Source organism: Chryseobacterium sp. LJ668 (assembly GCF_019613955.1).
Lineage (GTDB): Bacteria > Bacteroidota > Bacteroidia > Flavobacteriales > Weeksellaceae > Chryseobacterium.
Window position 1 is genome coordinate 1,092,554 of sequence record NZ_CP080443.1, and the last position, 16,142, is coordinate 1,108,695.

The following is a 16,142-nucleotide window of genomic DNA, read 5'->3' on the forward strand; positions in this document are numbered from 1 at the left end:
ATAATTTTGATTTAAGACTAAATATTTTCATTATTCAATTTAATTTTAAAATATTTTTACAATATAATCAGTAATTTTTGCTAAATTAACATTAAATACACATTTATTTATCAGGATTTAATATCTTTACACGTCAAAATCTAATAACCTGTATAGATGAATAAAAATTTACTGTTTTATTTTACACTGATTCTTTTTTGTATTACCGGAAAACTACATTCCCAGACGTATCAACTCGCAGGTAATCCTGTAAATACGACAGGTTGGACTACTGTGGGACCTACTGTAGTAAATACAGATTTCGTTCAGCTTACTCCAGACACCAATGATCAATCGGGATCAATCCGGCTGAATAATCCGATCAACTTAAAATTTTGTGATAAATGGAGAGTAGAATTCGATTTCCGGATGGATTCTAATCAGACTGCCAATGGTGACGGTATTGCTTTTTGGTATTTAGCAAACCCGCCTGTTGCCAGTGTTTTGGGATCAGGACTCGGAGTTTCTCAGAATGCTGTAGGTCTTGTTGCCGGCTTTGATACTTATAATAATACCACAACGGCGGTAATGAGCAAAGTACATGTTGCTTATGGACAGGTTGTGAATACAACAGATGCCAACAATGTTGAGTTTTTCAATGTGGCCGGAAGTTCTTTTCATTCACCCGACTTAAATACTACTCTGCCATTTCAGGGACTGACTTATAAGCATGTCGAGGTTACGGCAGAAGTAAATCCTCTTGCACCAACCAGCTGGATTATACAGATAAAAATAGACGGCACGACAATTTGTAATCAGTCTTTTGCACCATCAGGTGCAGCGGCTGCAATGACTGTGGGATATTTTGGATTCTCTGCTTCTACAGGAGGAAACAGATCAAGACATTCTATTAAAAATGTAAAAATCTACACAGATAAAGTACCAATTTTACAACCTTCTGCTACACAATCTTTTTGCCCGAATCCTGCGACAGGTGCAGCAACAGCAAATTTAACGCTATTCAATCCGCAGTTTGTAGCCAATCCGGCCAATTATACATTTACCTACTCTGTGGGAGGTACGCCTATTACCAATCCTACGAATTACACTTTTACAGCCAATACAAACGTTAGCGTTTTTATTAAAGATAATGCAGGAATATTGTGTGATAATCCCGACGGACAGATTCAACTCACCTTATCACCTTTTACCGCGACTAATGTCACCATATCTGAATGTAACAACAATAATGCAGCTACAGCAACTTTTAATCTTACAACAGCGAATGTAAGTGCCGTTCCGGGTATTACAAAAAAATATTATAAAACCTTGGCTGACCTTACTGCGGGAACCAATGAGATCACCAATCCGACAGCGTATATTTCGGCACCGGGAATTGTTTATGTGAAGGTGACAACACCACAAGGTTGCAGCGGTAATGCCCAGATAACGTTAAATTTCCTCCCATTACCAGTTGTGACTGATGCTACATTGCAAGCTTGCTCTATTATTACAAATTCTACGACAGGTTTATTCAATCTAACTTCTGCCGTTGTAACTTCAGATATCGGTATTACTAAAAAATTCTACACCTCACTTGCAAATGCCTTAGCTGGAACAAATGAAATCGCAAATCCTATTGCGTATATTTCCCAGAGTACAGAGGTCTTTGTGAAGGTAACTTCAACAAACAATTGTTTTACCATTAAGAAAATTACTTTAAAAGTGATACCTCCTGTAAAATCCACCGTTTTACAAGATAAAATTATCTGTATCGATGACAGAACAACCCTTGACGCAGGACCTGGCTTTGACGGTTATGAATGGAGCACCGGAGCAACAACATCATCAATACAAGGAGTACCAATCGGGATGTATTGGGTAAGACTGAAAACAGGAAACTGCTTTACCATACAGACTGTAACAGTAAAAGCCTCCAACAATCCTGTAATTACCAGTATTGATATTAAAAATAATACAATTACGGTCAATGTTTCAGCAGGTACAGCGCCATACAAATATTCTTTAGACGGAATCAACTGGCAGGATTCTAATGTTTTCACAGGATTACCTAGAGGAGAAATCAAAATATTTGTAAAAGATTTTTACAATTGTGAGCCGGTGGAAGTACAGATTACTGTTCCCAATCTGCTGAATGCAATCACTCCAAACGGAGATAATGTGAATGATTTGATCGATTACAGTGCGTTAGCTTACAAGAAAAATTTACTATTTATTGTATATGATAGATATGGCAATAAAAAATACGAAGCCGACAAAATGAGAAATTTCAAATGGGACGGAACTTCCGGCGGCAAGAAAATGCCGACAGGAACATATTGGTATACCATTTCCTGGAACGAAAATGATAAAAACAATACCCTTACACAATACAATGGCTGGGTATTGGTAAAAAACAGAGAATAATCTATAACTAAAATCACTCCACATCCGGAGTGATTTTTTGTAAGCAGTACAATCAGTAAAAAATTTAATACAAATATTAAATATTGCTGAATAATTTGCAAAATTACCACAAATACGATATAATTTGTAAACACATGATACTTTTTAAACAATATCAATAAATATAATTCACTTTTAATTATTTATTCGAAATCAACTTTGTAATTAAATCTAATAACCATAACCACTACAATAAAATGAAAAAAACACTACTCTTTTACTTTTCATTAATTCTTTTATTTTTCTTTCAAAACACATCTGCTCAAACGTATCAGCTTACAGGGAATCCTGTGAACACTACTGGATGGGACATTGTGCCTTCTGCAGCAGTGAGCGGAGATTTTATAAGATTGACAGCAGACCAAACCAGCCAGTTCGGAGCCATAAAGCTTTCGGATCCTATTAACTTAAAATACTGTGACAAATGGAAGGTCGAATTTGATTTCAGAATCGACGGAAATGGAACAACAGCATACGGAAGAGGTGATGGTTTAACTTTCTGGTATCTTTCAAACCCGCCAACAGCATTTACTACAGGCGGCGGATTGGGAATTCCTGCTAATGCAAACGGACTGATGGTTGCGTTTGATATTTTCAACAACACTACAGAGGGACAGATGAGCAAAGTGCATCTTCTCTACGGAACCAACAATGTTCCTGCAGGAAATCCTAATATTGAATACAATGTAACAGCAGGAAGCAGTTTTCATTCTGCAGATCTGCAGACTACACAACCTTTCGTAGGAACTGCCTACAAGCATGTTGAAGTAAACGGACAGGTTGATCCGGCCAATCTCAACAACTGGATTATACAGATTAAAATAGATGGTGTCGTGATTACCAATCAGTCATATGCACCTTCAGGCGGAGCTATCGGAATGACAACAGGATATTTCGGATTTTCATCAGGCACAGGAGCTGCGAGTGCAAGGCATTCAATAAAAAATGCAAAAATCTTTATTGATAAAGTTCCTATTTTTCAAAGTACCATTACACCGTTTGTTTGTACCAATCCTTCTACAGGAAATGGTTTTGTGGATTTGACCTCGTATGCGTCACAGTTTGTCAATATTCCGAGTAACTATATCATCACTTACTATGTGTTAGGAAATGCAACGCCCATTGCAACGCCCAACAACTTTCAATACAGTGGAAACACAACGATTTCTGTAGTCATTAAAGATCCGACGTCCACATTATGCGACAATGGTGATGGGAGAATTATTTTAAATCCAACCCCGTTTGAAGCAGTTGATGCGTCGCTTACAAAATGCAATAACAACAATGCGGGTGTGGGAATATTTAATCTAAATGACGCTGCAGTCACCACATTACCCGGAGTTACAAAACAATATTATCCTACCCTTGCAGATCTCATTGCAGGAACCAATCAGATCACAAACTTTGCAGCATTTCCGGCAGCACAGGGAACTACCATACATGTGAAAGTGACGACTGCTCAAGGTTGCGTAGATAATGCGATAATTACCCTGAATACTTTTCCGCCAGTTGTAGTGAATGATGCAACTTTAAGAGTATGCTCAGAATCAACCAATCCTTCGTTAGGAACATTTAATTTAACAAATGCTAATGTAACCCTGCAAACAGGTATTACTAAAAAATATTATCCATCATTAACAGATGCAGTAAACGGCACGAATGAAATTACAAATCCTACCGCTTATACTGCTCCAAATGGCGTTGTATACATAAAAGTAATCAACGGAAATGGATGTTTTACAGTTGCTAAAGTAACATTGATCATTATTCCTCCAGTATATTCTACAGTTTTGGTTGATAAGGTAATTTGTATTGAAGATAAAACCACTTTGGACGCAGGATCAGGATTTACAGGATATGAGTGGAGCACCGGAGCAACAACTCAGATCATTACCAATATCGGAGTCGGAACTTATTGGGTAAAATTAAAAACAGGAGATTGTATCTCAAAACAGACTGTAAAAGTGTACGCTTCAGAACAGCCGGTTGTCACGTACGTTGATATTTCAAACACTACAATTACCGTGAATGTAAACGGTGGAACTCCGGCGTATCAATTTTCTTTAGATAATGTCAACTGGCAAGATTCTAATGTATTCACAAAAATCACAAGAGGGATACATAAAATTTATGTTAGAGATGCTTATGATTGCGAACCTATCATAGTTACTATTACTGTACCTAATTTAATCAATGTAATCACTCCAAACGGTGACGGACAAAATGATTACATCGACTATTCTGCACTGTCAGGTAAAATAGATCTTACATTTAATGTTTTTGACAGATATGGCTCAAAACTTCACCAAGGAGACAAAACCAACCGATACATCTGGGATGGAACTGCCAACGGAAGAAAAGTTCCTACAGGAAGTTATTGGTATTCTGTAACATGGAATGAAAACAATAAAACCAAAACCCCAATCAAATTCTCAGGCTGGATTATGGTAAAAAACAGAGACTAATTTTCTTCATATTTTATTATATTGTTTCACTCCCCTAAAAAGGAGTGATTTTTATTTCTGAAATTTAAAAATAGAATTTCGGTACAAAACGCTCTTTATTCACATTTCAATTCTTAAATTTGTCTTTATGAATTATTTGGAAGCTTTAAGCAGAAGATATTCTGTGAAAAAATTTAATCCCGAAATGATCATCCCACAGGAAACCCTTCTCAATATTCTTGAGTCCGGAAAACTCGCAGCGAGCTCTCAGGGGCTACAGCCTTATAAAATATTAATAGTTGAAAGCAAGGAAATGAAGGAGAAGCTGGTGCCGGCTTTCTATAATCCTTCGCAGATTTCTACCTGTTCGCACCTCATTATTTTAGTTTCAAAAAAAAACATGGAAGAGACGTATCTCGACGGATATTTCAATCATATCTCAGAAGTGCGTGAACATCCTGTTGAAGATTTAAGTTTATTCAAAAAAAGTATTACGAGTCATTTCAGCAGGCAGGAACATGACGACATCTTGAACTGGGCAGAAAAGCAGTCTTATATCGTATTGGCTAATTTAATGTATGCTGCTGCAATAGAAAATATTGACACCTGTCCGATGGAGGGTTTCAGGCAAGATCTTATTGAGGAAATTTTAAATATTGATTCTGAAAAAGAAAAAGTGACCGTAACGCTGGCTTTAGGCTATCGATCTGAGGAAGATCAGTTCCAGCATATGAAAAAAGTAAGAAAACCAAACGATAAATTGTTTAAATTTATTTAATTATTTAGACAAGTGTCTTAAAGCAAGAATATGATAAAAGCGGATGTATTAGTGATTGGTTCCGGGATTTCCGGGCTTTCTTATGCCATAAAAGTTTCAGAACAGCTTCCCGATGCCAAAATAATTATTGTAACAAAATCTGATGAAGACGAGAGCAATACTAAATATGCTCAGGGCGGTTTAGCAGTAGTTACAGACTCTAAAAATGACAATTTTGAAAAGCACATCCAAGATACGATGCGGGCCGGAGATGGTGAAAACAAAAGCGATGTTGTAGAAATGGTCGTAAGAGAAGCACCCGCAAGATTCAACGAAATTGTAGAATGGGGAGCCAATTTTGATATGAAAAATGGCGAATTTGCCCTTGGAAGAGAAGGTGGCCACACCGAAAACAGAATTGTACACCACAAAGATATTACAGGTTTTGAAATTGAAAGAGCTTTACTTGAAACTGCCAAAAGCAGTCCGAATATCGAAATTCTTGATCACCATTACGTCATTGACATCATTACTCAACACCATGTTCCGGGAAAAGAATTGAATGAAGGCGAAATCAATTGCTACGGAGCCTATATTTTAGACGAAAAATCTAAAATCATCAAAAAAATCACTTCAAAGATTACTCTGGCAGCCACAGGAGGAGCCGGACACGTTTATAAAAACACTACAAACCCTGTTATTGCAACCGGTGACGGCATTGCTTTCGTTGCCCGCGCAAAAGGTAAGGTGACCAATATGCAGTATTACCAGTTTCATCCAACTGCACTTTACAGCAAACTCGATGGAATGTTGTTTTTGATCTCTGAAGCCGTACGCGGAGATGGCGCAAAACTGCGAACCAAAAAAGGTCAGAAATTCATGCATAAATATGACGAGCGTGAAGAATTGGCCTCCAGAGACATCGTTGCGAGAGCCATCGATGCGGAAATGAAGGTGACGGGTGACGAATTCGTGGGTCTTGATTGCAGAGCAATGAACCACAAGAAATTTTTAGAGCACTTTCCCAATATTTACAAAAAATGTAAAGACGAAGGAATTGATCCTTTTACACAATTAATTCCTGTAGTTCCGGCCTGCCATTATTTGATGGGCGGAATAGAAGTTGATAAAGACGGACAGTCTTCGATAAACAATTTGTTTGCTGTAGGAGAGTGTACCAATTCAGGACTGCACGGAGCCAACAGATTAGCATCAAATTCTTTGCTGGAAGGTTTGGTTTATGGTCATAATGCTGCAATGAAAACCGTTGAATTATTAAATGAAAATAATTTTAATTTTGATGATCTGAAAGCCGTTCCTGAATGGAATGAAGAAGGCATGAAAATCATTGATGAAATGGTAATTGTTTCTTACCTCAGAAAACAGCTCCAGGAGATGATGAGCGATCTGGTAGGGATCGTGCGAAGCAACAAACGTTTAAAAATGGCTCTGCAGAAGCATCAGGAAATCGCTGCAGCGGTTGATGAGATTTACCACTACTCTATTCTTTCGCCTCAGCTTTCAGAATTAAGAAATCTGACCACCGTTGCACACCTCATTATTACCCAATCGATGGAGATGAAACAGAACAAAGGTGCGTTTTATAATAAAGATTTAGTACAAGCATAACTGATTATTTAAAAAAATAATGAAAAGACCCAACTACGCAACAGATAAAGTTTTAAAAAAATTCATTAAAAATGCTTTGGAAGAAGATATTCAGGATGGAGATCATTCAACCCTTTCAACAATTCCTAAAGATCTCGAACAGAGCGCCAAGCTCTTGGTTAAAGAAAACTGTATTCTGGCTGGTGTAGAATTGGCAGAAATAATTTTCAAAACTTTTGATAAAGATCTGAAAGTCGAGAGATTTATAAAAGACGGTGAAACAGCAAAGGCGGGAGACGTAGCATTTATCGTGACTGGAAGCGCAAGATCTATTTTATCAACAGAAAGATTGGTACTCAACTGCATGCAGAGAATGAGTGGGATTGCAACGCTCACTCAGGATTGGGATTCCAGATTGATAGGGACAAAGACTAAACTTCTGGATACTAGAAAAACAACTCCAAACTTCAGAGTTTGTGAAAAATGGGCAGTTGCCATAGGTGGCGGTACCAATCACAGGTATGGCCTGTATGATATGATCATGCTCAAAGATAATCACATCGATTACAATGGCAGCATCACAAATGCCGTGAAAATGGCTAAAGATTACGTGAAAAAAACAAAGAAAAAGCTTAAAATCGAGGTTGAAACCCGAAATCTTGAAGAAGTGCAGGAAGCTGTCAACGCCAAAGTCGACAGAATCATGCTTGATAATATGGATATTGCCACGATGAAAAGAGCGGTAAAAATAATCAACGGATCGTGTGAAAGTGAAGCTTCAGGAGGAATTTTACGAGATCAATTAAAAGAAATTGCTACCACAGGAGTTACTTATATTTCCGCAGGTGCATTAACGCATTCAGCTAAAAATATCGATTTAAGTTTAAAAGCTGTTATGTAAAACATTATATTTTTAATAAAAAGAAGTGCCATTTGTTAAATATTAAATAATATGATATTTTTCACGTCAAAATTCATAAATTCTATATATACCTAATAACCAATGCATTAAGCATTATTAAGACTGATTAAAAATTAACATTGAGTTAATAAGAGTTAAAATTTATTTGCCGAATTTTGCGGTAAATTTAATTCTAACTATTACTTACGATTATGAAATTAATCAACAAATCGATGCTTTCTGTGGTAATCACACTTTCTACAGCTAGTGTTTATTACGCTCAACAAGTTCAGGATACTACAAAAACTAGGTCTAAGGATATTGATGAGGTAGTGTTAATAGGTGTTGCAGATATTGCAAAAGATAGAAAAACACCTGTTGCTGTTTCTACAATTAAAGAGGCACAAATCGTTGAAAGATTAGGAAACCAAGAATTTCCTGAGATTCTAAATACAACACCATCTGTTTATGCTACTAAAGGAGGTGGAGGATTTGGAGACTCTAAAATTAACATTAGAGGATTCGCACAAGAAAACATTGCTGTAATGGTAAATGGTATGCCTGTCAATGATATGGAAAACGGACGTGTTTTCTGGTCAAACTGGGCAGGACTTTCTGATGTTACTTCTTCAATGCAGGTTCAAAGAGGTCTTGGTTCTTCAAAATTAGCAATTGCCTCTGTTGGTGGAACCATAAATATTTTAACGAGAGCAGCCGATAAAAAAGAAGGAGGTGTCGTATCATTAACAGTTGGTAATGATGATTATCTTAAAACCTTATTTGCTTACAATACAGGTAAATCTGAAAAAGGTTGGTCTACATCATTTTTGATGAGTAGAGCTTCTGGTTCTACGTTTGCGAGAGGAACAGAATTTGAAGGATACAACTATTATTTTGCTTTAGGATACAACAAACCAGGAAGCAAGCATGATTTTCAATTTACAATCACTGGTGCTCCTCAGGCTCATAATCAAAGAAGCACTTTTTCAACTATAGCGAATTACATTAAATATAATTCTGATAAAGACGGAACTCCTGACACAAGATATAATGCAGACTACGGTTATTTGAATGGAGAAGAATATAGTTTAAGAAGAAATTATTACCACAAGCCAGTAATGTCGTTAAACTGGGACTGGAATATTTCAGATAAATCTAAATTAAACACTGTTGCTTATGCTTCATTTGGTAGAGGTGCAGGAACGGGAAATGTTGGAAATGTTGGAAATCTAGCAAATACCACTACAAGGAATTTAGAATCTTTTAGAACGGCTGAGGGAATTCTTGATTTTGACGCTCTTTCTGCAGCGAATGCAGCATCAAATGCTGACAGAGGTATTCTTATCAGAAACTCATCGATCAATTCTCATAACTGGTACGGAATCATTTCTAGCTTCAATCATAAAATCACTGATCATTTAAACTTTTCAGTTGGTATTGATACAAGATATTACTATGGTTACCATTACCAAGTAGCAAGCGACCTTTTAGGAGGTTCTTCATACAGAGATTCTGCTAATAGAAACCTATACGCTCCGAATAACAATAATGTGTTTGTACCTGGCTATAATTATGTTTCTAATACTTCAAAAGCAGAACCAAACTGGAATCCTTTTGGAGGGAAAATTGATGCTTTAGAAAACAGAATCGGATATAATAATGACGGTGAAGTTCTTTGGTATGGTGGATTCGGACAATTAGAATATTCTAATGATAAATTATCTGCTTTTGTATCTGGAGCTATCTCTAATCAAGGTTTCCAAAGAATTGATAACTTCCTTGTTGATGGAAGATCTCTTCTTAATGGAAACGTTTCAGGATATGCAACAAGCAATACAAACCCTGCAATTATTCAGCCTACAGCTTTAAATCCTGCTCTCAACACTAAAACAGGATTCAAAAATCTTATCGGATTTAATGCAAAAGCAGGTGCAAACTATAATATTAATGAATACCATAACGTTTTTGCTAATATCGGTTACTATGAAAAACAACCGTTCTTAAATTCGGTTTATCCAAATAACAAAAACTTCCTAAATCCAAACTTAACGAATGAGAAAATCTTTGGAGTTGAAGCTGGTTATGGTTTCCGTTCAGGAATTTTCAATGCTAATGTAAATATTTACAGAACTTCATGGAAAGACAGATTCCTTAGAAGAACAAATATTACAAGTCCTTTCATAGATCCAACAACAGGTCTTCCGGGCACAACAAATTCGGCATATGCTAATATTTCAGGTATTACGGAAGTGCATCAGGGAATCGAAATTGATGCAACAGCAAATGTTCACAAAATGTTATCATTTAACGGGATGCTATCAATGGGGGACTGGTATTACAAAGGTAATGCAACAAGTGATCTATTTACAGAAACTAATGATCCTCTCGTTTTACCAAGTGGCTCATCAAATAGTACAGTTTATTTGGATAATGTAAAAGTGGGAAGTTCAGCTCAGTTTACTGCAGCTGGAGGATTCACTTTCAAACCGACAGAATGGTTTGCTTTAGATGGTACATACAGAGCAGTTAAAAATTTATATGCTAACGTAAATCCATTAAACTTCCAAACGCAAGCAGCAGGTAATAAGGGTGCATTAGAACTACCAACATTTGGATTAGTAGACTTAGGCATTACATTTAAAATAAAACTTAAAAATCCAAAACAATACTTTACTCTAAGAGGTAATGTTTATAATTTATTGGATAAAGTTTACATTTCTGAGGCAAATACAAATATTCACGCTAATCTTACAGCACAGGAATATACGGATATCAATGGAGGAACACTTGCTTCTAATGCCACAAACTTTGCAACTTATCAGGCAGCTGGTAACTACAGTGGTGTTAACCAGACTAACCAAGTTTATTTCGGATTTGGAAGAACATGGTCTGGAACATTATCTTTCAACTTCTAATAAATAATAAATAAACATTAGATTTTATACATACCAAATCCCGGCTTTATAGCCGGGATTTTTTTATATTTGCAATCAACTAAAATAAATATTATGGATTTCAACTTTATGCTTCAGGCGCACCGTGGCTTTGCTTATTTAATCTTATTGGCAACTGCAGTTTTGGTAGTGGCGCTCTTGGTAACCATGTTTGGATACTCAGGAAAAATTTCTAAGCTTTTGAGAAAATCTACACTGTTTACAATGATTTTCTTTCATACGCAAGCCCTGATCGGATTAATCATGCTATTCTTTTTTTCTCCGGGATTTAAAGCTGCAAAAGAATCAGGTATGTTAATGAAAGATTCGGTTTTGAGAAACACCTATGTTGAACATCCTACCGCAATGATTATTGCTGCCGTTTTGCTGACCATATTCAATAAAAAACTGAAGACAAACGATAAAATCCAGATGAGCTGGGTAATCATCGCTTTTGTTGCAATTGCCTTAATGCTTTGGGCATTTCAGTGGCACAGACTTTTTGGAGCTTAATCTTAAAAATATGATTAATTTGATTTAACTGAGAACCTAAAAATTCTTGTGGGAGATTCAAATTTGTTAACCTTTAAAAACAATTTTATTCACTTATGAAAGTAGCTGTAGTAGGTTCAACAGGAATGGTTGGCCAAGTGATGCTTAAAGTTCTCGAAGAGAGAAACTTCCCTGTAACAGAGTTAATTCCGGTTGCTTCGGAAAGATCCATCGGTAAACAGGTGAAGTATAAACAGGTAGATTACACTATCGTAAGCATCGACGACGCTATAGCTGCGAAACCTGATATTGCTATTTTCTCCGCAGGAGGTTCAACTTCTTTAGAATATGCTCCAAAATTTGCCGAAGCAGGAATTACAGTAATCGATAATTCTTCAGCATGGAGAATGGATCCTACCAAGAAATTAGTCGTTCCGGAAATCAACGCACATGTATTGACAAAAGAAGACAAGATTATTGCCAATCCAAACTGTTCTACCATTCAGCTGGTCATGGTTTTAGGTCCGTTGAATAAAAAATATGATTTAAGGAGAGTCATTATTTCTACTTACCAATCTGTAACAGGTACGGGTAAAGCAGCGGTTGATCAGCTGAATGCTGAAATTGCCGGTGATGATTCTGTTGCTAAAGTTTATCCTTATCAAATCTTTAAAAATGCTTTGCCGCATTGTGATGTATTTTCAGATGACGATTACACGAAAGAAGAAATTAAATTGATGAAAGAGCCTAAAAAGATTTTAGGAGACGACACATTCAATTTAACCGCAACCGCAGTAAGAGTTCCGGTACAGGGAGGCCATTCTGAAAGCGTAAACATCGAATTTGAAAACGAATTTGAATTAGACGAAGTACGAAAAATTTTATCAGAAACGCCGGGAGTTATCGTGATGGATAACGTAAAAAACAACGAGTACCCAATGCCGCTCTATTCAGAAGGGAAAGATGAAGTTTTTGTAGGGCGAATCAGAAGAGATCTCTCGCAGCCGAAAACCCTTAACCTCTGGATTGTAGCAGACAACCTACGGAAAGGTGCTGCAACCAACGCTGTACAGATTGCAGAATACCTGGTAGCAAACAACTTAGTATAAACTAACAAAAAGAAAAGAGTCTCCAAAAGAGATTCTTTTTTTTATCAAACTATGAGCTCTAACAAAAACATCAATAAAGATAAAATAAGCTTTCAAAAATGGATTGCCGTTTTTGGGATCGTCCTTTTTGTCGCAAAAATTATCGCCTGGAAACTTACCAACTCAGATGCCGTTTTTTCTGATGCTATGGAGAGTATTGTGAATGTGATCAGTGCATTTATGGGGCTGTATTCCTTGCATTTAGCCTCAAAACCGAAAGACGAAGACCATCCTTATGGTCATGGCAAGGTAGAATTTGTCACTGCAGGAATCGAAGGCGCCCTTATCGCCATTGCCGGAATTATGATTATCTATGAAGGCATCAATAGTTTGGTAACCGGCAGAATATTAAATGACCTCGATTGGGGAATTGCCATCATTGCTGCGACTGCAGTTATCAACTATTTCCTTGGATATATTTCTATAAAAAAAGGTGAAAAAGAGAGCTCTCTCGTTCTTATCGCCTCAGGAAAGCATCTGCAGTCTGATACCATTACGACGCTGGGTGTTGTGATCAGTTTAATTATTGTTTATTTCACCAAAATCTATTGGATAGATTCGGTTGTTGCCCTCATATTTGGGTTTTATATTATTTTTGTAGGTTACAAAATCATCCGGAAATCCTTAAGTGGAATCATGGACGAGCAGGATCCTGAACTTTTAAACAATATTATTCAGCTTTTAGAAAATAATAGAGAAACAGAGTGGATCGACATTCATAACATGAAAATCCAGCAGTTTGGAGCGTCATTACATATCGACGCACACATTACGCTACCTTGGTATTACAGTCTTCGTGATGCGCACAAAGAAATGGAAAAAGTCATTCTTCTTTTAGCTAAAAATACCATAAGGACAGTTGAATTCAATTTCCATATGGATGACTGCAAACCCATCTCCTGCCCTATCTGTCAGATCATGGATTGCCCTGTCCGCGAACAACCCTTTATAAGAAGAGTTGAATGGACTGCCGAAAATGTAACCAACGTCGACAAACATACAGCAGAATAATTTTAGAAGCTATTCCTGCTCTATGCTCATACTCCTCACGCAGCCGCTTATATTGATATTACTTTTATATTGCCATCGCTTGTTGTGGGGTAACCGCTGCGATCCGGGCTATTGACAAATAGCACCAATAAATCCGTTGAGTAATAGAAATGATTAAAATATGTAAAAAGAAATATGTCGCTTTCTACGGGCTCAAATTTGAATTACTTAATACATCCACAAACATTTCGCTCCTACGGAGCTCAAAAAAAATATTTACTTTCAGAATAAAAGCATTTAACCTATAACGAATTTTTCAGCAAGATTTGTTTCCTGTAATAAAACAACGGAACAATCAGAAGTAAAATAAGAGGCTGAATAACAAACCTGCGCATATAAAAAGAAAAAAGATATCCCATTTCAAATCTGTCATAGATGCAGTAGAGATAGATGGGGAAAGTTATAATGAAAACAATAGCAATTAAAAGCACACCTTGTATTGTCCATTCTTTATTTTTAAACAAAAAATGAATGATAATACTTGAGAAAATAAGATTCAGGACAAATCTGAAAATATGGCTGAGAACCAGAATTCCCCATTCAAATTCCGGGAAAACAACATTTTTATTTGCCTCATGGAAATAATTTAGAAAAGGATCATAAAAAATCTGATCTTCCAGCATTCTCACCCCAACAAGCCCGAAAATTCCGGCTATAACGATCAGCCAGCTAAGAATTTTCATTTTTTAAAGCAAAAAATTTGATCCAAATTAGCCAAAGAACCACGACACTCCCATAAATAACAGCTGGAAACAGATAATCATGAGCCAGTTTATTGTATTCTGAATAATCCCGAGTTACAATATTAAGTCCTACAATTCTCAAAACATTCATAATGTAAAGAGCAAGAAGACCTGCAGCAACAAAAACGAAAGTTTTAGTCCCTTTATAAAATGCAAAAACAAAAGATACAAACAGAATGATGACAGACACCGCATTGCAACCCTCCACCATTCTCGTGACATATACTTTTTTTACATAGTAATAAACCTGTTCATTAGGAACGTCATTATACAATAAGGTAGGATATTGCAATTTGTTTTGAATAAACATCACATGGTCTGCAATAATCCGCGAATAAGGATCGAGGCCCTGAGCTTTAAAACTGTTCAGATAAAACTGATACACGAATAGCAGCACCAGATAAATGATGATGAAACGCAGCAGAATTCCCAAAACAGGCCTAAAGTCCTTTAGCATATTGCAAAGATAAAAAATCGACTGTAAATTAGTATATTTGTTTCATATTATGACTTTTGAAAATGCAAAAAGATTTTTTGAAAACCATTTTGGCGGAAAATCTACAGAATTTGTCACTTTAGCTCAAAGCGGTTCTGCAAGAGTCAATTTTCGGGCTCAAAATCAGACAGGGAATTACATTATCACTTACAATGAAAATATTCGTGAAAATGATAGTTTTCTCTATTTTTCAAGGGTTTTTTCAGATTTAAATCTTAATACTCCGAAGGTATTGAAGGTATCGGATGACAGAAAAATGTATATTCAGGAATATCTCGGGAATCATACGCTTTCAGAAATTATTTCTAAAGAAAATTTATCTGAAAATGTAGAATCTCTTGTAAAACAAACTTTGGAAAATCTTTTCGAATTACAAACGAAAACGCAGAAACAGATTGATTTTACTCAAACCTTTGAATACGAAAGTTATAACGAGCTTCCGGTAACACATGACCTGTATTACTTCAAAAATTTCATTGCCGATGTTTTGGAGCTTGAATACCATAAGTCGACCCTGCTGAAAGAATTTAAAGAAATTGTGAACCTCATCGAAAATCTTGAGCCAAAAGGTTTGATGATTCGTGATTTTCAGGCAAGAAACATTATGGTGAACAATCAAAATGAAGTTTCTTTTATTGATTATCAATCTGCAATGAAAGGACCTTTAATATATGATGTGATCTCATTTCTGTTTCAGGCAAAAGCCAACTTTCCGGAAAATTTTAAAAATAGAATGCTTGAATTTTACATTCAGCAATTTGAAAATAAGGAGACCCAGTTCCAACTAAAAAAATCGGTAAGACCCATTCAGCTGATGCGGTTTCTGCAAGTTTTAGGAGCGTATGGTTTCCGCGGATTAATTCAAAGAAAACAACATTTTATTACCAGCATTGATAAAGGAATTGAAAATTTAAAGGAGTTTTCAGACGATTGGGAAGATATGAAAAATTATCCCGAACTGAAAAAGGTGATTAAACAGTTGAGTTTGGAGAAAACAAAATTAAAAATTGAAGAGATTTTACAGAGTTAAAGTCTTCGACAGTCTCAGAATGACACCGTTAAAATTATATTCATTTAAACAGTATTAGCACTGTCCTCCTGAGCGAGAAGCAGTCGAAGGATCTC

The 16,142-nt window shown here is 36.3% G+C and carries 12 protein-coding genes; 10 read left to right on the forward strand and 2 right to left on the reverse strand.

Annotated elements, in window-relative coordinates; translation table 11 throughout:
- The first annotated feature begins 156 nt into the window (after positions 1-156).
- The 9 genes from K0U91_RS05200 (at position 157) to K0U91_RS05240 (ending at position 13,739) form a co-directional block, all read left to right on the forward strand.
- Positions 157-2,406, forward strand: coding sequence for a T9SS type B sorting domain-containing protein (locus K0U91_RS05200; protein WP_220178660.1), 2,250 nt, complete (start codon positions 157-159; stop codon positions 2,404-2,406).
- 236 nt (positions 2,407-2,642) lie between these two features.
- Entirely contained in the window at positions 2,643-4,910 is a 2,268-nt protein-coding gene (locus K0U91_RS05205; protein WP_219970106.1) for a T9SS type B sorting domain-containing protein, read from the forward strand.
- 127 nt (positions 4,911-5,037) lie between these two features.
- Positions 5,038-5,667 (forward strand): NAD(P)H-dependent oxidoreductase, encoded by a 630-nt coding sequence (locus tag K0U91_RS05210; protein WP_220178661.1) that lies wholly within the window; start codon positions 5,038-5,040, stop codon positions 5,665-5,667.
- A gap of 30 nt (positions 5,668-5,697) precedes the next feature.
- The gene (nadB, locus tag K0U91_RS05215; protein ID WP_219970104.1) at positions 5,698-7,275 is read left to right on the forward strand and encodes an L-aspartate oxidase; all 1,578 of its coding nucleotides are present in this window, start codon (positions 5,698-5,700) and stop codon (positions 7,273-7,275) included.
- A gap of 19 nt (positions 7,276-7,294) precedes the next feature.
- Entirely contained in the window at positions 7,295-8,155 is an 861-nt protein-coding gene (gene nadC, locus K0U91_RS05220; RefSeq protein ID WP_220178662.1) for a carboxylating nicotinate-nucleotide diphosphorylase, read from the forward strand.
- Between the two features lie 212 nt (positions 8,156-8,367).
- Positions 8,368-11,070 (forward strand): TonB-dependent receptor, encoded by a 2,703-nt coding sequence (locus K0U91_RS05225; protein WP_220178663.1) that lies wholly within the window; start codon positions 8,368-8,370, stop codon positions 11,068-11,070.
- A gap of 93 nt (positions 11,071-11,163) precedes the next feature.
- Entirely contained in the window at positions 11,164-11,601 is a 438-nt protein-coding gene (locus K0U91_RS05230) for a hypothetical protein (protein WP_220178664.1), read from the forward strand.
- A 95-nt stretch (positions 11,602-11,696) separates the two neighbouring features.
- Positions 11,697-12,689, forward strand: a complete 993-nt coding sequence (locus tag K0U91_RS05235) for an aspartate-semialdehyde dehydrogenase (protein ID WP_219970100.1) — start codon at positions 11,697-11,699, stop codon at positions 12,687-12,689.
- A 51-nt stretch (positions 12,690-12,740) separates the two neighbouring features.
- Complete coding sequence (locus K0U91_RS05240; protein ID WP_219970099.1) at positions 12,741-13,739, forward strand: cation diffusion facilitator family transporter; 999 nt, start codon at positions 12,741-12,743, stop codon at positions 13,737-13,739.
- Between the two features lie 281 nt (positions 13,740-14,020).
- Here K0U91_RS05240 and K0U91_RS05245 read toward each other — a convergent pair whose 3' ends face one another.
- Together K0U91_RS05245 and xrtF are read right to left on the reverse strand one after the other, a co-directional pair.
- Entirely contained in the window at positions 14,021-14,461 is a 441-nt protein-coding gene (locus K0U91_RS05245) for an exosortase F system-associated membrane protein (RefSeq protein ID WP_219970098.1), read from the reverse strand.
- Complete coding sequence (gene xrtF, locus K0U91_RS05250; protein ID WP_219970097.1) at positions 14,448-14,978, reverse strand: exosortase family protein XrtF; 531 nt, start codon at positions 14,976-14,978, stop codon at positions 14,448-14,450. The genes K0U91_RS05245 and xrtF overlap by 14 nt, the downstream gene beginning before the upstream one ends.
- Before the next feature lie 49 nt (positions 14,979-15,027).
- Here xrtF and K0U91_RS05255 point away from each other — a divergent pair, with 49 nt between their 5' ends.
- Positions 15,028-16,047 (forward strand): aminoglycoside phosphotransferase family protein, encoded by a 1,020-nt coding sequence (locus K0U91_RS05255; protein WP_220178665.1) that lies wholly within the window; start codon positions 15,028-15,030, stop codon positions 16,045-16,047.
- Positions 16,048-16,142 lie beyond the last annotated feature (95 nt).